Source organism: Streptomyces sp. NPDC002328 (assembly GCF_042890065.1).
Classification (GTDB): Bacteria; Actinomycetota; Actinomycetes; order Streptomycetales; family Streptomycetaceae; genus Streptomyces.
Genome location: NZ_JBIARQ010000016.1, coordinates 145,392 through 166,596, shown reverse-complemented (window position 1 = coordinate 166,596; position 21,205 = coordinate 145,392). Strand labels below are relative to the sequence as shown.

Genomic DNA, 21,205 nt, shown 5'->3' with positions numbered 1-21,205 from the left:
GTGACACCTCAGCGAGGGGATCCGCCGCACGGTCGCGACCGTCGGCGGATTCGCTGTGTTCAAGGGGTTGCCACCCGTCCGAGCCTGTCTCTAGGGTGCGGCAGCAGCGAACCTTTCTGGATCAGCGTCGAAACTTTCGATCTCGCTGGACGGTCGTGGGGGCCGTCCCGTACCCAAGGAGCGCACCATGGGCGACCCGGCACTCTCCCGCCGAGGCTTCCTGGCGGCCTCCGCCGCGGCCGGTCTGGGCATGACGGCACTGAGCGCCTGCGGCGGCGGCTCGGACGGAGGATCGTCCGGGACGACCACGATCGAGTGGTGGAACATCTCCACCACCCAGCCGGCCAAGGACGTCTGGGCGGGCCTCGCCCGGCAGTTCGAGCAGCGCAACCCGAAAGTCAAGGTCAAGATCGTCCAGTTGGAGAACGACGCCTACAAGTCGAAGATGACGGCCCTGACCGCCTCCGGGAAACTGCCCGACATCTTCCACACCTGGGGCGGCGGCGTCCTGAAGCAGCAGATCGACGCCGGACTCGTCGAGGACCTCACCGACCGCACAGAGGAGTGGGCGAAGGGACTGCTGCCGGTCGCCAGGGAGCCGTACCTCTTCGACGACAAGGCCTACGGCGTCCCGTTCGACATCGGCATGATCGGCTTCTGGTACAACAAGGCCCTCTTCCAGCGGGCCGGCATCGGCGCGCCCCCCACCACCTGGACCGGATTCCTCGACGCCGTACGGAAGTTGAAGGCCGCCGGCATCACCCCGCTCGCCCTGGCGGGTAAGGAGAAGTGGCCCGGCATGTACTACTGGGCCTACCTCGCGATGCGCACCGCGGGGATCGACGCCCTCCAGAAGGCCAACGACGCCAAGGACTTCACCGGCGAGGGGTTCGTCCAGGCGGGACAGCATCTCCAGGAACTCGTCGACCTCCAGCCGTTCCAGAAGGGCTTCCTCGGCGCCGCCTACTCCACCCCCACCGGCCAGGCCGCCACCGTCGGCAACGGCAAGGCCGCGATGGAACTCATGGGCCAGTGGGCCCCGGTGGTGCAGGCCGACGCGGGCAAGGGACTCGGCGCGGACCTCGGCTTCTTCCCGTTCCCGGAGGTCCAGGGCGGCAAGGGCGCGCTCACCGAGGTGTTCGGCGGGGGCGGCGGCCACGCCCTGCGCGCGGGCGCCCCGCAGGCCGCCGTCGACTTCCTGAAGTTCTTCGCCTCCGCCGCCACCGACACCGAACTGGTCAAGAAGACCGGTGTGCTGCCCGTCGTCCCGGCCGCCGAGAGCGCGCTCACCGACCCCAACCTCACTGCCGTACAAGGCCAGTTGAAGGCGGCCACCGGCTTCCAGCTCTATCTGGACCAGGCGTACGCGCCCGCCGTCGGCCAGGAGGTCAACGACAGCGTCGCCGCGCTGATCGCGGGATCCCGCTCCCCGCAGCAGGTCACGGAGTCGATCACCAAGGTCGCGAAGGAAGAGCAGTAACCGGCGATGACCTCGACCTTCCTCCCGGACAAGCGCAGCCGTCCCGACTCCGGCCCGCCGGAGGCGGCCCCCGGGTCGGCGTCGGCCCGGGGCCGGGCCGGGCGGCGGGCGCGGCACTGGCTGACCGCCGTCGCCTTCCAGGTGCCCGCCCTGGTGCTGTTCGGCGTGCTGGTGCTGCTGCCGATGCTGTTCGCGCTGTACGCCGCGTTCTTCCGCTGGGGCGGCTTCGGCATGCCCGAGGACTACGTCGGCGGCGACAACTTCACCCGGCTCCTCCAGGATCCGGTGTTCCTGGGCGACCTGTGGCGCTGCCTGGTCCTGGTCCTGCTCTCGCTCGCCCTGCAACTGCCGTTCGCGCTGGCCCTCGCCGTCGCGCTCAACCAGCGGATCCGCGGCCGGGCCGTGTACCGGATGCTGTTCTTCGCGCCGTACGTCCTCTCCGAGGCGATCACCGGCGTGCTGTTCGGCATGATCTTCGCCCCGGACGACGGCCTGGCCGACCATGTCCTCGGCGCGGTCGGCCTGGACGGGGTGGGCGGCCAGTGGTTCGCCGACACCGACACCGTCATGGCCACCCTCTTCCTGGTCATGACGTGGAAGTACTTCGGCTTCCACATGATGCTCTACCTGGCCGGACTCCAGTCCGTGCCCGCCGAGTTGACCGAGGCGGCCCTGATCGACGGGGCCGGGCCCTGGCAGCGCTTCCGGCACATCACGCTGCCGCTGCTCGCGCCGACCCTGCGGATCAGCGTCTTCCTCTCCGTCATCGGCTCGATCCAGCTCTTCGACCTGGTCTGGGTCACCACCGCGGGCGGCCCCGACCACCACTCCGAGACGATGGCCGTGACCATGTTCCAGTACGGCTTCAAGCGCTACCAGGTCGGCTACGCCAGCGCGATCAGCGTGGCCATGTTCGCCATCAGCCTCGTCTTCGCCCTCGCCTACCAGCGGTTCGTGCTCCGCCGGGACCTGGAGGGCGCCACCACGACCCTGCGAGGAGGCGGCTCGTGAGCGCCCGCAAGTCCGGTCGTACGATCCCGCTGCACGTCGTGCTCGTCGCCGTCGGCGCGGTGATGGTCGTGCCCCTGCTCTACGCCGTGCTGTCCGGCTTCAAGTCCACCGACGAGCTCTCCCGCAACCCCGTCGGCCTGCCCGAGTCCTGGGTGACCTCCAACTACACCGACATCCTGGGCGCCGGCGGCTTCTGGCGGCTGGTCGGCAGCAGCACGCTGATCGCGATCGGGACGACGGTCGTCGTGGTCGCGGTGTCCGCGCTCGCCGCGTTCTCCTTCGCCCGCTTCGCCTTCCGCGGCCGGGAGGCGCTGTTCACCGTGTTCACGCTGGGGCTGATGTTCCCCTTCGCGGTCGCGGCCCTGCCCCTGTTCCTGCTGCTGCGCTCGCTGGACCTGCTCGACAACCCCCTGGGCGTGATCCTGCCGCAGGCCGCGTTCGGGCTGCCGATGACCATCGTCATCCTGCGCGGCTTCTTCCGGGAGATCCCGGGCGAGCTGGAGGAGGCGGCCACGCTCGACGGCTGCGGCCCGCTCGGCTTCTTCTGGCGGATCCTGCTGCCCATGGCCCGCCCCGCCCTCGGCACGGTCTCCGTGCTCGCCGTGGTCGGCAGCTGGAACAACTTCTTCCTGCCGCTGCTGGTGTTCACCGACTCCACCTGGTGGACGATCCCCATCGGCGTGCAGCAGTTCCAGGGCCAGTACTCGGCCGAGTACGCCCGGGTCTTCGCCTATCTCGTCCTCGCCATGGTCCCCGCCCTGGCCTTCTACTCCGTCGCCGAGCGCCAGCTCGTCGGCGGCCTCACCGCCGGCGCCACGAAGGGATGACGGCACGCCCGCGGACGCACAGCACAGCACAGCGCCGTCGTACGGCTCACCCACACCCCGCACCGTGAGGAGTCGCACCATGCCCAGCACCTCCCGCACCTCCCGCATCCCGCGCGCCCGGCTCGGACTCGCCGGCGCCCTCGCCGCCCTCCTGGTCGCCGCCGGGGCCGTCGGCGGCCCGGCCGCCCAGGCCGGCGAGCAGCACCGCCCGAAGACCCTCGCCGACCTCGCCCAGCGCCACGGCCGCTACTTCGGCAGCGCCACCGACAACCCCGAACTCACCGACACCGCCTACACGACGATCCTCGGCCGCGAGTTCGACATGATCACCCCCGGCAATGGCATGAAGTGGTACGCCACCGAACCCCAGCAGGGCGTCTTCGACTTCTCCGCGGGCGACGAGATCGTGGACCTCGCCCGCGCCAACCGGCAGAAGGTCCGCGCCCACACCCTGGTCTGGCACAGCCAGCTGCCGGGCTGGCTGACGAGCAGGGAGTGGACCGCCGACGAACTGCGGGCGGTGCTGAAGAACCACATCCAGACCGAGGTCCGCCACTACCGGGGCAAGGTCTACGCCTGGGACGTCGTCAACGAGGCGTTCAACGAGGACGGCACCTACCGCGAGACGGTCTTCTACAAGACGCTCGGCCCCGGCTACATCGCCGACTCCCTGCGCTGGGCCCACGAGGCCGACCCCAGGGCGAAGCTCTACCTCAACGACTACAACGTGGAGGCCGTCGGCCCGAAGAGCGACGCGTACTACGCCCTCGCCAAGGAGTTGAAGGCCCAGGGCGTCCCGCTGCACGGCTTCGGACTCCAGGCCCATCTGGCTCTCCAGTACGGCTATCCGACCACCTTGGAGGAGAACCTCCGCCGCTTCTCCCGGCTGGGCCTGGACACCGCCCTGACCGAGGTCGACGTACGGATGCTGCTGCCCGCGACCGAGGAGAAGCTCGCCCAACAGGCCGACTGGTACCGCGACTTGACGAAGGCCTGCCTCGCGGTGCGCCGATGCGTGGGCGTCACCCTTTGGGACTACACCGACAAGTATTCCTGGATCCCGGCGTTCTTCCCCGGCCAGGGCGCGGCCCTGCCGTGGGACGAGCAGCTCACGCCGAAGCCGGCGTACCACGCGATCCGGAAGGCGCTGAAGTAGTGTGCGACATCCCGTGAGTTCCCCTGAGCTCTGCTGGCTACCGGTGGCCGAGCACCGCGAACCTCCATCTGCTGATCAACAACCAGACCGCCACCAAGACCAGCCGCGCCAGCAACCACTGGATCAGCGCCTCGATGCGCGGCCAGGACGCGACGCTGGAGCGGCTCCGCGTCGACCGGCAGCTCGAAGAGGCCCTCACCCACGGGCCCGATCCGCTTCACCTCGCCGAGGTGTTCGGGCTCGACGAGAAGACCGCGATGCGCTACGCGGACTCCGCACGGGCGCTACTGGAACAGGCAGCCGAGCACTTGGCATCGCACCTCCGGAAAAGAACTTGGCCCGCTTTGGCGGGACTTGGAGAATGACGGCCATGCAGACTCGACAGGCATGGCCTGATGACGCATCAGCGGTCGCAGGTGTTTACGTGCGCTCCTGGCAGGCGGCCTTTGCCGGTCTTGTCCCCCAGCACTACCTTGACGCCATGGACCCAAGCCGCGAAGAGTCCGAGTGGAAGACGCGCATTGCGGAGACACGATGGCCATTGTCGGGAGTACTGGTAGCCGAAACCGAGGCGGGGATCCTCGGATTCGCAGGTTTCGGCCCGTCTCAGGAGACTCCTGCCGTCGCGGAAATCGGCACGCTGTACGCGATGCCCGAGGTCTGGGGCACTGGGATCGGGAAGCACTTGATGCTGGCCACGCTGACGACTCTCCGGCAAGCCGCGTACAAGCAAGCCACCTTGTGGGTACTGGACGACAATCGTCGCGCCCGGCGCTTCTACGAAGCTGCCGGCTGGCACGCAGACGGCGCAGCCGTGGAAGACACCACCGGTGGGGCTTCTCTCAACAAGTTGCGCTACCGCCGCCCTCTTGGCTAACCCGCTCGGCGTCTTGCCCGTCCAGGGGACCAGGAAGGGCAAGGTCGCGAGTTGGCCTCGAACCCACGGAAGCAACTCCGCAGAGCACGACGATGGACCCTTGAGTTCCCACTGAGAACCCTTCAGTTTGCGTGAACTCGCGGACCTCCCGGGGGCTGAGGAACATCCGTGTCAGGTCGTGCGCTGAGCATTCGTCGGCTTTGGTGGGCGGCTGACGGGACGTCGGGCCGCGAGGCCGGTGTGAAGAGGAGGCGGTGCCCACCGTCGTGCAACTGCCGACCGGGAAGGCGTTGACCGTTCGCGCGGCGGCCGACGCCTTCCTCGACTCGCTCCGCGCTGTGGCGGCCTCTACGAGACCGCCGCCCGTGCGGAGGAGGTCCTCGGTGTGAACATAATGCTGTTGGCCGTGGCCGCCACCCTGCCCAGGAGATCGCCCGGGGTCTCGCGCTGGACGGCGGTCATGGCCGCGATCAGCACGCACGGCAGCCCCGCGCCGATCATTGCGCTGGCGAGCGGGGAAACAGGCGTCGAGGGGATGGCGCGCAGGGTGACGCCCAACGCGAACAGCCCAATTCCCGCTGCAACGAAGACTCGTTCGGGCATCCGCCCCAGCCCATTCCCTCATCCCCTTCCCCAGCCACGAAGTCCGGACATCCCCCATCCGGCACACGCCACGCATTGTGCGCATGACGCCGGGGACAACTGCGCACGAGAGGACACGGTCAGCCGCAACAGCAGTCCGCGCTCTTCGTCATTCCTCGTCTTCGTCCTGGTAGCGCTGGTAGATGTGCAGGGTCTTGGCGATCCGCCCGTAGGGCGCGATCGCGTCCCCCAGCGGTGTCGGCCGAGACCTGTAGCCCGCTGAGGCGGCCTGTCGGAGTTCAGTGCGTGGGAGGCGGGGGTGCGGTGCTGGCGCGTATCACCAGGTCCGTGCCCAGTTCCACCCGGGGTGAGTCGGGGTGCTCGCCGCGGGCCAGGCGCAGGACCGTGCGGACGGCGAGTTTGCCCATGTCGGCCAAGGGCTGGCGGACGGTCGTCAACGGCGGTGCGGACCAGCGGACTTCCGGAAGGTCGTCGAAACCGACCACGCTCATGTCCTCCGGCACCCGCAGTCCGCGCCGGCGCAGTGCCTCGATCGCGCCGAGTGCCATCTGGTCGCTGGCCGCGAACAGCGCGGTCGGCGGCTCGGGCAGGTCGAGCAGGGCGTTGCAGCCGGTGAACCCCGACTCGGGGTGGAAGTCGCCGGGGACGACCAGGGATTCGTCGACGGCGAGGCCCGCGGCCTCCAGGGCGGCCCGGTAGCCGTCGAACCGGGCGCGGGAGCACAGCAGTCGGGGCGGACCGGCGATCAGCCCGATCCTGCGGTGCCCGAGGGAGAGCAGATGCTCGGTGGCGGCGAGGCCCCCCGACCAGTTGGCGGCGCCGATGGTGGGGGTGTCGAAGGCGGGGGAGCCCGTGGGGTCGACCACGACGAGCGGCACCCCGAGGATGCGCAACTGCTCGTGCAGGGTGGGCTCCAGGGCCGAGGTGACGAGGATGACGCCGTCGGAGGCGCGGGCGCGCAGGTTACGCAGCCACTCGCGGGCGTCGCCGGAGCGTCCGTGGATCGCCGACACGACGGTGCCCGCGCCGGCCGCGTGCGCGACCTCCTCGACGCCACGGATGATCTCCACCGCCCAGGGGCTGTCGAGGTCGTTGAAGACCAGGTCGAGCAGGGCGGCGCGGGCCGGGGCGGCGGCGGGACGCTTGCGGTAGCCGTGCAGGCGCAGCAGGTCCTCGACGCGGGCGCGGGTCTCGGGCGAGACGTCGGAACGGCCGTTGACCACCCGGGAGACTGTCGGCACGGAGACGCCGGCCCGCCGGGCGATGTCCGTGATGGTGACCTTGCCCCGGGGGACGGGCGCCCTCGCGTCGGAGTCCCCGGTCCCGCCTAGCCCGTCAGCCCCGTCAGCCCCGTCGGCTCCGTCCGCTCCGTCAGCCCCGTCGGTCTCTTCCGTCTCTTCCGTGGTCATGTCCCCCACCTCCGTCGCGCCGCCGCGGGCGTCGCCGCGAAACTTCCAGGAGTCTTCCGGAAGGCGGGCGGTCGTGGGAAGACGTACAGGGGAAGACGTACAGGGGGGAAACCGGTCGGCTACGGCCTGTGACCGGTCCCGGACACGCGTCGGGGCCGGTGCGCAGCGGCGGCTGCGGTCCGGCCCCTCGGTACTCCGGTCGACGTCGGTCACACGCCGCCGGACAGGCCCGCCCTGCCGGACAGGACTAGGCGGCGGTCACCACGCGGCCGGTGTCCAGTGGACGGTGCGGCGCGATGATCTGGCCGTCGGGCAGGAGCTCACCGGTGTCCTCGAAGATCAGGACGCCGTTGCACAGCAGGCTCCAGCCCTGCTCCGGGTGGTGCGCCAGGAGCCGGGCTGATTCCCGGTCGGCGGAGTCGGCTGTGGGACACGGCGGCTGGTGCTGGCACATGGAGGAGATCTTTCGCTCTGTCGTGAGATGTGAGGTGTCTGTCGAGTCTGTTCCGCGGCGTGAAACGTCGTTCATGGCCGCCCCCCGTTGTGATAAGTCGGTCGGAACCCAGTGTTGCCCCACGGGCGTCGATCCGCAGGGATTTCGCTGCACCGCCTCTCACAGGTTCAAGACGCATCACCCGCGCGGGCGGTTCATCTCAACCGCACCGCCCCTTCGGGTGGTTTCGCGTGGCCGGATGGGACTAGGCCCGGTCCGGACGGCCAAGTGGTCAGGCAGTCAGGTGGTCAGGCGGGGGCCGGGGAGCCGAGCAGCGGGGCCGGCGGGGTCACCCTCAGGGTCAGTACCGGCAGCAACTCGGCGACCCGGAGCGGGCGGTGGGCGGCGATCCCGGGCGGCGCCGGGGCCAGCGGCACCAGCAGGTCGGTCGCGGCGGGATGTCCCGTGGCGCCGTCGGAGGCGCAGTCGCCGTGCAGCCACAGGGTGAGCATGTACAGGCCCGGCACGGACAGCAGGCGCGCCTGGTAGGGCTGGGGCATCGACTCGGCCTGGCGCAGCGCGCGTTCGGTGGAGCCGATGTACGGACCCTCGAAGAAATGGGAGAACGCCCAGCCGTCCGCGGTCAGCTCGGTCTCGGCCGCGGCGACCGCCCGGTCGCCGCAGCGGATCAGGAACCGCCAGCCGGCCAGCCGCGTCGCGGACACCCCCTCGGGGGTGATCCGGTCCAGCACATGCAGCGGCAGGGGGAGTTCGGGGGTCGCGGTTCCCTCGGCGGTGCGCAGGGACGGCGTCCTGGCCCCGCTGACCGCGGTGGGGGACGCGAGGGCGGTGAGGACGGAGCGCAGGGCGGGCGCGGGAGCCGGGGGGACATGCAGCGGCATGGTGGGTCGCCTCTCATTCGACAGGCACGGTGGCGCGAGGGCGGGGGCGGACGGCGCTGTCAGCTCTCGGGGGAGGTCGGAGAGGTGGTGGCCGGGGTGAGGGAACCGCGGGTACGCGTGCGGCCTGCCGTCCGCCGCCGCGACGGAACGACAGGCTCCTTCGACCGAGGGCGCCCACCTTCTCTGCCTTGTTCGCGGAGTTTATACGACACGTGTTCAGACTGTGTTTCGTCTAGTCGATTCCGGGACACCCGACAAGGGCCGATCCGGTCGGCGGTACGCGTGAATCATCCCGATTCAGATCGGGCCGCGCGGCCGTGACCTCGGGATATGGAGACAGCGCGGTCGGCCTATTCGCATCGTCGTTTTTCACGAGTTCGTAACCCGGTGAAACGACGTTCTGCCGCATGCCCCGTGAATGTGCCTCCGGTCACCTCCGCTCAGGTTAGCGGCCGGCGCGGCCGGACGGGGACGTTATCGATCGGGAAGGCTGGGCATCATCCCACGTGACCCCGGGACATCCGGCGCGGCCGGACCACCGGCCCGCCCACGCGAGGAGGGACGCTTCGATGGGGGAGAAGGTCGTGGCAGGCGGTTTCGACCTGTCCGATCGGCAGCGCTACCGCGACAAGCTGCGGCAGTGCCTGACGGGGCTGGAGCGGCTCCTGGCTCAACAGCGCTTCGACCGCCCCAAGAACCTCATGGGGCTCGAGATCGAACTGAATCTCGCGGGTGCCGACGGGCTGCCGAAAATGCTGAACGGACAAGTGCTGGAGAGGATCGCGAGCCGCGATTTCCAAACAGAACTCGCCATGTTCAACCTGGAAGTGAACATTGCTCCCCACCGATTGGGCGGGCGGGTATTCGACCGGCTGGCGGAAGAACTCCGCACATCGTTGGCATATGCCCACCGAAAGGCGGGAGAGGTCGACGCGGGAATCGTGATGATCGGTATTCTGCCGACTCTGGACCGTGACGACCTGGTCACCTCCAACCTTTCCGAGGTCGACCGCTACACCCTGCTCAACGACCAGATCGTGGCCGCCCGCGGCGAGGAGTTCGCCCTCGACATCGACGGCGTCGAGCACCTGTCGTGCACCTCGAAGTCGATCGTCCCCGAGGCGGCCTGCACCTCGGTGCAGCTGCACCTCCAGGTGACCCCGTCCCGGTTCCCCGACGTGTGGAACGCGGCGCAGGCCGTCGCCGCCGTGCAGGTGGCCGTCGGCGCCAACTCGCCGTTCCTCTTCGGCCGCGAACTGTGGCGCGAGTCCCGGCCCCCGGTCTTCCAGCAGGCCACCGACACCCGGCCGCCGGAGCTCCAGGCGCAGGGCGTGCGACCGCGGACCTGGTTCGGGGAGCGGTGGATCAGCTCGGCGTACGAGCTGTTCGAGGAGAACCTGCGCTACTTCCCGGCGCTGCTGCCCATCTGCGACGAGGAGGACCCGCTGGAGGTCCTCGCGGCGGGCGGCGTGCCCAAGCTCGCCGAGCTCGTCCTGCACAACGGCACCGTCTACCGCTGGAACCGGCCCGTCTACGGCATCGCCGACGGCGTGCCCCACCTGCGGGTGGAGAACCGGGTGCTGCCCGCCGGGCCCACCGTCTCCGACGTCGTCGCCAACGCGGCCTTCTACTACGGCCTCGTCCGCGCCCTCGCCGAGGACTCCAAGCCGGTGTGGACCCGGATGCCGTTCGAGACCGCGGCCGCCAACTTCGACACCGCCTGCCGGTACGGCATCGACGCCCGGCTCCAGTGGCCGCGGCGCGGCCGGCTCGGCGGCACGGCCGAGGTCGACGCGGTGAGCCTCGTCCGCGAGGAGCTGCTGCCGCTGGCCGAGGCGGGACTCGACGCGTGGGGCGTGGAACCGGCCGACCGGGACTTCTACCTGGGCATCATCGAGGAGCGGTGCCGCCGCCGGACCAACGGCGCGAGCTGGCAGGTGGCCACGTTCCACCGGGCGCGGGAGGCCGGCCTGTCGAGGGACGCGGCCCTCGCCGCCACCACCCGCCGCTACGCCGAACTCTCCCACCAGGGCGAACCGGCGCACACCTGGCCGGTGGGCCTGCCCGAGCCGGTGCCCATGAGGTGACGCGGGGCCAGGGCGTCGGCGCCCCGGTGGCCCGCCCAATGGCCCGCCCGGCGGCGTCCGCGCTCAGGCCCTGCCCAGGCCGCGCTCAGTCCGCGCCCCCCGGCGTTCCCGCCGCCACGATGGCCTGGAGGATGACCGTGTGGATCTGGGACGGGTCCGAGACCGACTGGGCGGAGCCGCCGGTCGTCCGGGCGATCAGCTCCGCCTCCTCGCGGTCCGCCTCCGGGCCCACGGCGATCATGATGAGCGGGACCGGGCGCTCCGCGCTGGTGAGCTCGCGCAGCCCGGTCAGGAGCGCGGTCCGCGAGATGCTGCCCGGGTCCTCGTTGACGCCGTCGGTGAGGATCACCAGGGCGTTGAACTTGCCCTTGACGTAGGACGAGGTCGCCGCCCGGTACGCGGCGAGCGTCGTGTCGTACAGGCCGGTCGCGCCGTTCGGCACGGGCGCCAGGTCCCCGAAGGCCGCCGTGAGCCGGTCCCGCTGGGTGCCGCCGCCGTCCGCGCCCGCGCCCGCGCCGAGCCGTGCGGTCGGCACGAGGACGCGGTAGTCCCTGGCGCCGTCCAGCGCGGTGGAGAACTGCCACAGGCCGATCTCGTCCTCGGAGGTGAACGTGGTCAGGGCCTGGAGCAGGGACGCCTTCGTGACGTCCATGCGTGAGCGCTCCGTGCCCGGCATCGGCTCCGCCATGGACGAGGACGTGTCCACCACCGTGGTGAGCCGGGCCCTCTGCACGGTGATCGTCCACATCCCGAGCGTCTCCTCGACGGCCGTCTCCGACACGCTCCGCGCCGCCGGCGCCGCGAACGGCTGCGGGCTGCTGCCGCCGGCCGTGGCCACGACGGCCCGCGGGGCGTCGTAGTCGGAGGTGCGGAAGCCGTACCGCTCCAGCAGCCGCTGCTGCTCGGCCCTGCGCAGATAGGTCATGAACCGGATCGCCGCCCGGCTCTCGTCGGTCGTCAGCCTCGTCTTGTCGACCAGCGCGTACGGGTAGTCGAGGCGCGGCGAGCCGTCCTTCGGGTAGAAGAGGTCCAGATCGGCGCTCTCCTCCGCCGACGAGTTGTACGCGAACGCCGCCTGCTCCGTGACGACGACCGCCTGGTTGTGCTCGCGGTCCCCCCGCTCGGCGGCCGAGGCGTCGCGCGGCAGCGTCCTCAGCACCTCGGCGTCGGTGTCCGAGGTGCGCTGCGACAGCGCCTTCATCAGCGCCGCGGCCTGCGTGTCCCCGCCCTCGACGCCGGACGTCGCCGCGCCGACCTGGGTCAGCGCCAGCAGCCCGCTCGCGCTGTGCGTCGGATCGGCCGCGCCCAGGCGCAGCGCGCCGTCCCGTAACGCGGTGCCGGCCAGCTCCAGCCAGGTGTACGTCTTCGTCGGCCAGCCCAGCGACTTCGCCGCCGCCGGGACCATCGCCACCCCGACCGGCGTGGAGGCGACGCTGCCCAGCGGCGTCACCCGGGTCGCCTTGCGGTCGGAGGAGATCCGCTGCACCCACAGGTCGGAATCCGCCACCCACACGTGCGCGTCCGGGGTGCCGCCCTCGGCCAGCGTCCGCGTGACCTCGGACGACTCGCGCGCCCGGACGGTGACCGCGAGGCACTGGCCGTCCGAGGTCAGCCCGGTGTCCTCGGCCCGCTTCGCCGCCGCCGTCAGCGCCGGGGCCAGGTCGGGGGAGGCGGCCACGGCCAGCCGCACCGGGTCGTCGTGGCAGGAGGAGCCGAAGGAGAGCAGTCCGCTGTCGACGGCCGCGGCGGCGGAGCCGGCGACCACGAGGACGAGCGCCGCCGCGAGCGCCACCGTGCGGCGGCGTGAGCGGACACGGGGGTCGCTGCCGCCCGCCCCGTACTGATCGGGCAAGCTGTGACGTCCCATGACGGTGGTGCCCTCCCTGTCCATCCGCGTGCCGGTCGCTTCCGGCCGCATGGCATGCGAAGGGGAGGTCGCCCCGTACGGCGTCCGTCCCCCAACGGCTGTCGCGCACGATCTTCGTCACTTTCTTTCGAGACCCTAGCGACGCCGGGACGGGGACGGGACGGGTTTACTCAACTGGAGGCAGGTGTGCAGGTGGAGACGGGCTCGGTGGCCGATTCTTGTCCTCGACAGCCGCTCTCACGACGGATTCTCCGGGACGAGACGCTGCTCGTTCTGGGGCTTTCGCTCGGTGCGAGCGGTGTGTCCGCACTGATCAGCTTTGTCGGATCGGTCACGAAACCGGGCGGGCTGAAGGACCAGGCCGCGACCCTCAACGCCTCGGCCGCGCCGGGGCGTCCCTGGCTCGATCTCGCCTGGCAGCTCTTCGGGATCAGCGCGGCGCTGATCCCCGTCGCGCTCGTCGCGCACTTCCTGCTGCGCGAGGGCCAGGGGCTGCGCGCCCTCGGCTTCGACCGCACCCGGCCGTGGCCCGACCTCGGCCGGGGCGCGGCGATCGCGGCGGTGATCGGCAGCACCGGAATCGCGTTCTACCTGGCGGTGCGGGCGATCGGCTTCAACCTCACCGTCGTGCCCGAGGCGTTGCCCGAGGTGTGGTGGAAGTACCCGGTGCTGATCCTGTCCGCGATGCAGAACGCGATCGTCGAAGAGGTCATCGTCGTCGGCTATCTGCTGCGTCGGCTGGACCAGTTGGGCTGGAGCCCGACCCGGTCGCTGGTGGCCAGTTCCGTGCTGCGCGGCTCGTACCACCTCTACCAGGGCATCGGCGGCTTCGTCGGCAACATGGTGATGGGCGTGGTGTTCGTGTACCTGTACCGCCGGTGGGGCCGGGTGGGGCCCCTGGTGGTGGCGCATTCGCTGCTCGACATCGGGGCGTTCGTCGGCTACGCGCTGCTGGCGGGGAAGGTGGCGTGGCTGCCGGTGATGTGAGGCGGTCGCCGCGCCGACGGGTGGTTCGGCGGGTTCGGCGGGCTCATTGGGCTGGGCGGGCTGATCGGGCTGGGCGGGGGCAGCGGGCTGGGCGGGGGCAGCGGGCTGGGCGGGCTCAGTGGGTGGGCTCGGGGGTGAGCAGTTCGCCCTCGATGACGGTGACCGCGCTGCCGCTCAACAGGGTGCGGTCGCCCCGCAGTTCGGTGCGCACGCGGCCGGAGCGGCGCGAGGCCTGGAGGCCGGTGAGCCCGGTGCGGCCCAGCCGCTCGGACCAGTACGGCGCCAGGGCGGTGTGCGCGCTGCCGGTGACCGGGTCCTCGTCGATGCCGACGTTGGGGAAGAAGCAGCGGGAGACGAAGTCGTAGCCCCGGGCGGGGTCCTCGGCGCGGGCGGTGGCGATCACGCCGCGCGTGGAGTGCGCGCAGAGCGCCTTCAGGTCGGGGGCCAGCGCGTGGACCGTCTTCTCGTCGGCGAGTTCGACGAGCAGGTCGCCGACGTTCGGCCCGGTGTCGAACGCGGCCAGCGGTGCCGCGCCGAGGGCCTCGCCGACGCCCTCCGTGACGTCCACGCGCGTGAGGGGGGCGGTCGGGAAGTCCATGGTGATCGAACCGTCCTCGGCCGGCGTCGTGACGAGGACGCCGCTGCGGGTGGCGAATCGCGCCGGGCCCACGTGCGCGCCCGTGCTGTGCAGGACGTGCGCGGTGGCGAGCGTGGCGTGACCGCACATCGCCACCTCCGCGACGGGCGTGAACCACCGCAGCGCCCAGTCCGCCTCGCCGCCCGGGGACAGCGGGTGCGCGAACGCCGTCTCGGCGTGGTTGACCTCCATGGCCACGTTCTGGAGCCAGTCGTCGCCCGGGAAGGCGTCGAGCAGCAGGACCCCGGCCGGGTTCCCGGCGAAGGGGCGGTCGGTGAAGGCGTCGACGATTCGAATCCGCATGGCGCCGACGGTAGGGGGCGCGGCGAGCGGGGGACCAAGGCCAATCGGCGAGTCCTGGCCCGATTTTCCGGTCCGCCGCCGAATCCGCCCGCACCCGTCCCGCCTGGGCGTCTGCCGTGACGACGCGGAACAGGGCGCGCCCGCTCGGACGTTGAGCGGACGAGGGCCGACGGTACGGCTGCCGGCGAACAGGCGAGCGGCAGGGAGTTCTCGGGAGTTGAGGAGGCGGCACTGAACGGCACGACGGGCACGGACGTCGGCGGGGCGGAGGGGGCTGAGGGGGCGGAAGGCACGCAAGACGCCGACGCGGGCGGGGTCGTGGTGCTGACCGGCGCGACCGGCTTCATCGGCTCGCACGCGCTGCGGGCGCTGTGCGCGCTGCCGGCCGGTCCTGGGCGGCCCCGCGTGAGAGCGCTGGTGCGCCGGGTCCCGGAGGACGCGGCCGGCCTCCCCGTGGAGTGGGTGCGCGGCGATCTGGGCGACCCGGCCGGGCTGCGCGGCCTGTGCGAGGGCGCGCGGACCGTCGTCCACCTGGCCTCGTACGTCGGCGGGGACGAGCGGCTGTGCGAGGCCGTCAACGTGGACGGCACGCGCGCGCTGATGGCGGAGGCCGCGCGCGCCGGGGTCCGCCGGGTGGTCCACCTGTCGACGGCCGCCGTCTACGGCGCCGGCCCGCACCGGGGCGTCGCGGTCGGCGAGGCCCCCGCCGAGCCGGTGTCCGCGGTGAGCCGGAGCAGGCTCGCGGGGGAGGCGTACGCGCGGGAGGCGGGCGCGGTCGTGCTGCGGCCGGGGATGGTGCTGGGGGAGGGGGACCGCTGGGTCGTCCCCGGTCTGCGCGAACTCGTCGAGCGGGTGCCGGCCGAGTGGGACGGCGGCGGCGCGCTGCTGTCCGTGGTGGACGCCGGCGACCTCGCCCGTCTGATCGCCGCCGTCGCCGCCGGCCCGCGCCCGGTGCCGCCCGGCGTGTACCACGTGGGCCACCCGGAGCCCGTCCGTATCGGCGACCTGCTGGCGGAACTGTCCTCGCACGACGTCCTGCCGCCCCGCCCGGCCGCCGACTGGCCGTGGCCCACCTGCCTGGAGCGTCTGCGGGCCACCCCGGGCCGCGCGTCGGAACGCCAGCTCGCCCTGGTCGCCCGCGACCACTGGTACCTGTCCGCCGACATCTGGAGACTGACCCAGGAGCCGCCGGGGCCCGGCCCGCTGACCCGGCTGGCCGGCTCGGCGGGGTGGTACCGCGAGCACCTGGACGGCAGCGGGGCGGCGTGAGCACCGCGGGTCGGCGGGGTGGTCTGAGCGCCGCGGGTCGGCGGGGTGGCCTGAGCACGCGGGTCGGCGGGGCGGCTTGAGCACGCGGGCAAGCGGGGTGGCCTGAGTACCCGGGTCGGCGGGGTGGCCTGAGCACGGCGGGAAAGCTGGGGCGGCCTGAGCGCCGTAGGTCGGCGGGGCGGCCTGAGCACGCGGGCAGGCGGGGTGGCCTGAGTATCACGGGTCGGCGGGGCGGGCTCAGTGTCGCGGGCAAGCGGGGTGGGCTCAGCGTCGCGGGTCGGCGATGCCCCTGACCTGCGTCGATGTCCCTTGGAGCGCGCCCTTGCCGGGAGGCTGGGATGCTGGAGACGGGGCGCTGGCCATGACCTGACGAGCAGGGGCGGTGAGCGCCGTGGCGGAGTGGGAGGACAGCGGTCCGGAACCGGCGTCGCCGTACGCCGATCCGCACGGCGACCCGTATCTGCGGACGCGCTTCGCCGTGCCGGCGAGACCGGTGACGTTCCTGCGGCGCGAGCGGCTGGTCAGGCATCTCGACCAGGCCTCGCGCACCCCTCTGACCATGGTCAACGGGGCCGCGGGCGCGGGCAAGACCCTGCTGGTCGCCGACTGGGCCGCGGCCCGCGACTCCGTCGCCTGGCTCACCGCCGAGCGCACGGACCAGAGCCCCGGCATGTTCTGGGCGTATCTGCTCCAGGCACTGCGCCCCCGCGTCCCGGCGCTGCCCGACGCCGTGGGCAGCCCGGCCGACCCGAGCCTGGTGACCCACACCCTGCTGGCGCGCCTCGCCGCCGAACTGAGCGCACGGGAGCGGCCCGTGACCGTGGTGCTCGACGAGTACGACCGGGTCGCCGACCCGGAGATCGCGGAACAGCTGGACTTCGTCCTGCGGCACGCCGGACAGGGCCTGCGGCTGGTCCTCGTCACCCGCACGGAACCGCTGCTCCCGCTGCACCGCTACCGGGCCGCCGGCGAGCTGACCGAGATCAGGGGCGGGGAGCTGGCCTTCACCCCGCAGGAGGCGGCCGAGCTGCTGGAGCTGCACGGGCTGCGCCTCCCGGAGCCCGCGGCCCGCGCGCTGGTGGAGCGGACCGGGGGCTGGGCGGCGGGCCTGCGGCTGTGCGCCCTGGCCGCCCGGGAGGACCCGGATCCGCAGACGTATCTGAAGGAGTTCGAGGCCGACCGCAGCCCGGTCGCCGACTTCCTGCTGGCGGAGGTCCTCAAGCGGCAGTCCGCCGAGACGCAGGACCTCCTGCTGCGGGTCAGCGTGCTGGACCGGTTCTGCCCCGAACTGGCGGACACGCTGACCGGGCGCGCCGACGCCGGGCCGCTGCTGGCCGGTCTCGAACGCGAGAACGCGTTCGTCGAGCACCTCGGACACGGCTGGTACCGCCTGCACCCGCTGTTCGGGGAGATCCTCCGGGCCCATCTGCGGATGCGCTCCCCAGGCCTGGAGTCCGAGCTGCACCGGCGGGCCGCGCACTGGCTGCGGCACTCCGGTTCCCTCGTGGAGACGCTCGGCCACGGCGCGGCCGCGGGCGACTGGGAGTTCACCGCGCGTGCCCTCGTCGACGACCTCGCCATCGGTCAGCTCTTCACCGGCCTGCGCTCCGACGAACTGGCCGAGCTGTTCTCCCGCATGGACCCCGGGACCCACGGCCCGGCCGCCGACCTCGTGCGGGCGGCACGCGAACTGGCCGGCTGCGACCTCGACCGCGGCCTCGCCCACCTCGACCGCGCCCGGCAGGGGCTCCAGGAACTCCAGGAGCTGACGGAGGCGCGGCACGCGTCGGCGCCGGACGACGACCCGGCGGGCCTGGCGGCGGCCCGGCTCAGCTGCGCCCTGCTCGAAGCCCTGGCGGCCCGGCTGACCGGCTCGCCGGACCGGGCGGAGACGGCGGGGGAGGAGGCCGGGCGACTGCGGTCGACGGTCCCCGCCCCGCTCCTGGACCGGCACCCCGAACTCCTCGCGCTGCTGCTGACCCATCTGGGTTCGACGCGGCTGTGGGCCGGACGCTACGAGGACGCCCGCGCCGCCCTCTCCACGGCGGCCGGCGCCCCCGGCGAGGCCTCGACGGCGCTGCCCCGCGAGGACTCCCTGGGACGCCTCGCCCTGATCGACTACCTGACCGGCTGGCCCGGCCGCGCCGAGCGCAGGGCCCGCGCGGCCCTGACCGAGACGGAACGGTTCGGCCTCGCCCAGCCGGCCGGCTCCGGCATGGGGCGGCTGGTCCTGGCCGCCGTCGCCGTGGACCGCGACGAACTGGACCGCGCGCAGGCCCTGTTGGACGCGGCCCCCGAGGCCCACCCCGCGCTGAGGGACCCGGTCATGGCGGCCGGCCGCGCCGTCGCCACCGCCAGGCTGCACCTGGCGCGCGGCGACACCCGGGCCGCTCTCGCCGCCGTGGAACGGCTCGTCCCGGCCGACGTGCCCTCCCCGTGGGCGGAGGGGCAGCGGGCGCTCGTCGCCTCCGCCGCGCACCTGGCCGCGGGCCGGCCCGAGACGGCCGCCGGACTGCTGCGGCCCGTGCTCGAAGGGCACGCGGCGTGCGCGGTGGAGGCGGCGCGGGCCCACCTCGCGGCGGGCCGGCCCGCGGTCGCGGCGGACCTCCTCGACGCCGTGCGCCCCGACGCGGGTCTCGGCCCGGCGGTGACCGTGCGCGCCACCCTGCTGCGAGCACAGGTCGCCCATGAGGCGGGCGACCCGGCACGAGCGCGCGGACTCGTCGCCCAGGCCCTGCGCGAGGCCCGCCGCGAACTGCTGCGCCGCCCCTTCCACGAGGCCGGCCCCTGGCTCCGCCCCCTCCTGGACTCCGCCGCGCTACGAGGCCCCGCGGCCGGCTGGCTCACCCCCGGCACCGCATCTCCCGGCACCCTGACCCCCGGCACCCCTGGCACCCCGGCCCCCGCCCCCGGTGCAACCCCGCTCGGCACCACGCCCCTCGGCACCACGTCCCGCGGCACCACTCCCTCCGCATCCCTGCACCTGGGTGCCCCGCACCTCGGCACGCCGTCCCTCGACGGCTCCGACCGGCCGCCGCCCGTCGTGGAGGAACTCAGCGGACGCGAGCGCGATGTGCTCGTCCGGCTGGCCCAGATGATGTCCACGCAGGAGATCGCCGCCGACCTGTACGTCTCCGTGAACACCGTCAAGACCCACCTCAAGAGCGCCTACCGCAAGCTCTCGGTGAACCGCCGCAACGAGGCGGTGCGCCGCGCCCGCGAACTGGGCCTGCTGTGACGCCGGCCCGCTGACCCTTGCGCCGGTCCCGCCCGCCCCGTTCCGCGGTTTGCCGCGACCGCGTTGTTGGGCAGGGTGGCGGGGTGAGGGGTTGGGTCCGGCGGGAGCCGGAACGCGAAACGGCGGCGCTCGGGGTGATCGCGCTTCTCGCCGCGCTGGTGGTCGTCGCGCTCGGGATCCTGTACGCCGGCCGAGGCGAGCCCGGCACGGTGGACGCGTGGATCCAGTCGGCCGTGTACGGTGCGGGCCCGCCGTGGCGGGACGTCGCGCTGGCCACGGACTTCCTGGGGGAGCCCGGGGGAGCGGCGGCGCTGGTCGGGATCATGGTGACGGGCTGTCTGCTGGTCCGGCGTCCCCGCGCGGCGGTGCTCGTCGTCGCCGGCGCCGGTGCGGCCGTGGGGACGACGACGCTGCTCAAACCCCTGGTGGGACGCACCATCCACGACGGCCACCTGTCCTACCCGAGCGGGCACACCGCCTTCCTCACCGCGCTCGCGCTCGTGGCGGGGCTGCTCGCGACCGGCCGGCTCGGCCTCGGCAGGACGGCCGGCACATGGCTCGTGCTCGCCGCGGCGCTGGTCGCCGGGGCCGCCATGGGCTGGGCGCAGGTCGCCCTGGGCGCGCACTACCCGACCGACGTCCTCGGCGGCTGGTGCACCGCGCTGGCGGTGGTACCGGCGACCGCGTGGCTGGTCGACCGGACGGCCGACCAGATGGCCGACCGGACGGTCGACATCGTTGAGCGACAACGTCCCTGACGCACAATCAGATCCGGTTCACATCAACCTACTTCACGCCGAGCGGCGGAACACCGGCTTCACCGGCCGTCCGCCCAGCCAGGGGGTCGGATCTCCGGCGTCCAGTGCCTTGCGGTACACCGCGCACGCCTGGGCCACCACGTCGACGGTGTGCTCGATGTCGGCGTCGTCGAGCGCGCTGCTCACCACGAACGACGGGGCCAGCACCCCGCCCGCCAGGAGCCGGCGCAGGAACAGGGTGCGGTACTCCTGCGACGGCCGCCGGTCCTCGTCGAGAGTGGCGAAGACCAGGTTGCTGGCCCGGCCCCGGAGGACGACGTGGTCGCCGACGCCCATGCTCGCCGCGGCGTCGCGGACCCCGGCGGCCAACCGCTCGCCGAGGGCGTGCAGCCGCGCGGTGACGCCCTCTTCGACGTAGGCGGTCTGCACGGCCATCGCGGCTGCGAGGGAGTGGGTCTCCGCGCCGTGCGTGGTGGACAGCAGGAACACCCGGTCGCCGGAGTGGCGCAGCCCGCCCCGCTCCATCAGCTCGCGCCGCCCGGCGAGCGCCGAGACGGCGAACCCGTTGCCCAGCGCCTTGCCGAACGTGGAGAGGTCGGGGACGACGCCGTACAGGCCCTGGGCGCCCGCCTCGGACCAGCGGAAGCCGGTGATCATCTCGTCGAAGACCAGGACGCAGCCGTGCCGGTCGGCCAGCGCGCGCAGGCCGGCGAGGTACCCGGGCGGCGGCTCGGTGTGGGTGGCGGGTTCGAGGATCAGGCAGGCGACCTCGTCCTGATACCGGGTCAGCAGCTCCTCCGTCGCGGCCAGATCGCCGTAGGGGAAGGCCACGGTGAGGTCGGTGGTCGCCGCCGGTATGCCCGCGGACATCGGTGTGGTGCCGATGAACCAGTCGTCGACGGAGAAGAACGGATGGTCGGCGCAGAGGGCCACCCGCGGGCGTCCGGTGGCGGCGCGGGCGAGGCGCACCGCGGCGGTGGTGGCGTCCGAGCCGTTCTTCGCGAACTTCACCATCTCGGCGGTCGGCACCGTGGCGAGGAAGCGATCCGCGGCCTCGACCTCCACGACGGACGGCCGGACGAAGTTGCCGCCGCGGTCGATCTCCCGCCGCACCGCCTCGGTCACGCGCGGGTGGGCGTGGCCGAGGCTGACCGACCGCAGGCCGGAGCCGTACTCGACGTACGGGTTGCCGTCGAGGTCCCACACATGGGCGCCGCGGCCGTGGCTGATGACCGGGGCGAGGTTCTCGGGGTACTGGTCGTCGCCCTTGGCGTAGGTGTGCGCGCCGCCGGGGACCATGGCGTGCAGCCGCTCGTTCGCCGCCTGCGACCTGGGCAGGCAGAACTCCTCAGTGTCCACGC

The 21,205-nt window shown here is 72.7% G+C and carries 18 protein-coding genes; 11 read left to right on the top strand and 7 right to left on the bottom strand.

Annotated features, from left to right (window positions below):
• The first annotated feature begins 187 nt into the window (after positions 1–187).
• From ACFYX4_RS31740 to ACFYX4_RS31715, 6 genes are all read left to right on the top strand, one after another.
• Positions 188–1,480 (top strand): extracellular solute-binding protein, encoded by a 1,293-nt coding sequence (locus ACFYX4_RS31740; protein ID WP_389340493.1) that lies wholly within the window; start codon positions 188–190, stop codon positions 1,478–1,480.
• A gap of 6 nt (positions 1,481–1,486) precedes the next feature.
• Entirely contained in the window at positions 1,487–2,491 is a 1,005-nt protein-coding gene (locus ACFYX4_RS31735; protein ID WP_389340491.1) for a carbohydrate ABC transporter permease, read from the top strand.
• A 62-nt stretch (positions 2,492–2,553) separates the two neighbouring features.
• Positions 2,554–3,318 carry a carbohydrate ABC transporter permease gene (locus tag ACFYX4_RS31730; protein WP_389340560.1) on the top strand — a complete coding sequence of 255 codons (765 nt, stop codon included), beginning with the start codon at positions 2,554–2,556 and terminating at the stop codon, positions 3,316–3,318.
• 79 nt (positions 3,319–3,397) lie between these two features.
• Positions 3,398–4,474 carry an endo-1,4-beta-xylanase gene (locus ACFYX4_RS31725; RefSeq protein WP_389340489.1) on the top strand — a complete coding sequence of 359 codons (1,077 nt, stop codon included), beginning with the start codon at positions 3,398–3,400 and terminating at the stop codon, positions 4,472–4,474.
• Between the two features lie 134 nt (positions 4,475–4,608).
• Positions 4,609–4,839 (top strand): hypothetical protein, encoded by a 231-nt coding sequence (locus ACFYX4_RS31720; protein WP_389340487.1) that lies wholly within the window; start codon positions 4,609–4,611, stop codon positions 4,837–4,839.
• Positions 4,840–4,844: 5 nt separating this feature from the next.
• A complete protein-coding gene (locus ACFYX4_RS31715; RefSeq protein ID WP_389340485.1) occupies positions 4,845–5,351 on the top strand; it encodes a GNAT family N-acetyltransferase in 507 nt (168 codons plus the stop codon).
• A gap of 348 nt (positions 5,352–5,699) precedes the next feature.
• Here ACFYX4_RS31715 and ACFYX4_RS31710 read toward each other — a convergent pair whose 3' ends face one another.
• The 4 genes from ACFYX4_RS31710 to ACFYX4_RS31695 form a co-directional block, all read right to left on the bottom strand.
• Positions 5,700–5,954: a hypothetical protein gene (locus ACFYX4_RS31710; RefSeq protein WP_389340568.1), complete on the bottom strand. Its 255-nt coding sequence runs from the start codon at positions 5,952–5,954 to the stop codon at positions 5,700–5,702.
• Between the two features lie 278 nt (positions 5,955–6,232).
• Positions 6,233–7,363, bottom strand: coding sequence for a LacI family DNA-binding transcriptional regulator (locus tag ACFYX4_RS31705; protein WP_389340483.1), 1,131 nt, complete (start codon positions 7,361–7,363; stop codon positions 6,233–6,235).
• A 247-nt stretch (positions 7,364–7,610) separates the two neighbouring features.
• Positions 7,611–7,817 carry a DUF5999 family protein gene (locus tag ACFYX4_RS31700; protein WP_389340481.1) on the bottom strand — a complete coding sequence of 69 codons (207 nt, stop codon included), beginning with the start codon at positions 7,815–7,817 and terminating at the stop codon, positions 7,611–7,613.
• A 287-nt stretch (positions 7,818–8,104) separates the two neighbouring features.
• A complete protein-coding gene (locus ACFYX4_RS31695) occupies positions 8,105–8,698 on the bottom strand; it encodes a hypothetical protein (RefSeq protein ID WP_389340479.1) in 594 nt (197 codons plus the stop codon).
• A gap of 569 nt (positions 8,699–9,267) precedes the next feature.
• On the opposite strand from ACFYX4_RS31695, the gene ACFYX4_RS31690 reads away from it, so the two are divergent.
• Positions 9,268–10,785: a glutamate-cysteine ligase family protein gene (locus ACFYX4_RS31690; RefSeq protein ID WP_389340477.1), complete on the top strand. Its 1,518-nt coding sequence runs from the start codon at positions 9,268–9,270 to the stop codon at positions 10,783–10,785.
• Positions 10,786–10,870: 85 nt separating this feature from the next.
• Here ACFYX4_RS31690 and ACFYX4_RS31685 read toward each other — a convergent pair whose 3' ends face one another.
• On the bottom strand, positions 10,871–12,652 hold the full coding sequence (locus ACFYX4_RS31685) for a substrate-binding and VWA domain-containing protein (RefSeq protein ID WP_389340475.1): 1,782 nt from the start codon (positions 12,650–12,652) through the stop codon (positions 10,871–10,873).
• A 186-nt stretch (positions 12,653–12,838) separates the two neighbouring features.
• Between ACFYX4_RS31685 and ACFYX4_RS31680 the strand changes: the two genes are divergently transcribed.
• On the top strand, positions 12,839–13,639 hold the full coding sequence (locus ACFYX4_RS31680; RefSeq protein WP_389340473.1) for a CPBP family intramembrane glutamic endopeptidase: 801 nt from the start codon (positions 12,839–12,841) through the stop codon (positions 13,637–13,639).
• Between the two features lie 115 nt (positions 13,640–13,754).
• Here the strand turns inward: ACFYX4_RS31680 and ACFYX4_RS31675 are convergent, their stop codons facing one another.
• Positions 13,755–14,579: a PhzF family phenazine biosynthesis protein gene (locus ACFYX4_RS31675; protein WP_389340471.1), complete on the bottom strand. Its 825-nt coding sequence runs from the start codon at positions 14,577–14,579 to the stop codon at positions 13,755–13,757.
• A gap of 318 nt (positions 14,580–14,897) precedes the next feature.
• Between ACFYX4_RS31675 and ACFYX4_RS31670 the strand changes: the two genes are divergently transcribed.
• The 3 genes from ACFYX4_RS31670 to ACFYX4_RS31660 all read left to right on the top strand — a co-directional run bounded on the left by ACFYX4_RS31670 (position 14,898) and on the right by ACFYX4_RS31660 (position 19,844).
• The gene (locus ACFYX4_RS31670; protein WP_389340469.1) at positions 14,898–15,848 is read left to right on the top strand and encodes an NAD-dependent epimerase/dehydratase family protein; all 951 of its coding nucleotides are present in this window, start codon (positions 14,898–14,900) and stop codon (positions 15,846–15,848) included.
• Positions 15,849–16,230: 382 nt separating this feature from the next.
• A complete protein-coding gene (locus ACFYX4_RS31665; RefSeq protein ID WP_389340467.1) occupies positions 16,231–19,086 on the top strand; it encodes a LuxR C-terminal-related transcriptional regulator in 2,856 nt (951 codons plus the stop codon).
• An 83-nt stretch (positions 19,087–19,169) separates the two neighbouring features.
• Positions 19,170–19,844, top strand: a complete 675-nt coding sequence (locus ACFYX4_RS31660) for a phosphatase PAP2 family protein (protein WP_389340465.1) — start codon at positions 19,170–19,172, stop codon at positions 19,842–19,844.
• 33 nt (positions 19,845–19,877) lie between these two features.
• Here the strand turns inward: ACFYX4_RS31660 and ACFYX4_RS31655 are convergent, their stop codons facing one another.
• A complete protein-coding gene (locus tag ACFYX4_RS31655; RefSeq protein WP_389340463.1) occupies positions 19,878–21,203 on the bottom strand; it encodes a glutamate-1-semialdehyde 2,1-aminomutase in 1,326 nt (441 codons plus the stop codon).
• Positions 21,204–21,205 lie beyond the last annotated feature (2 nt).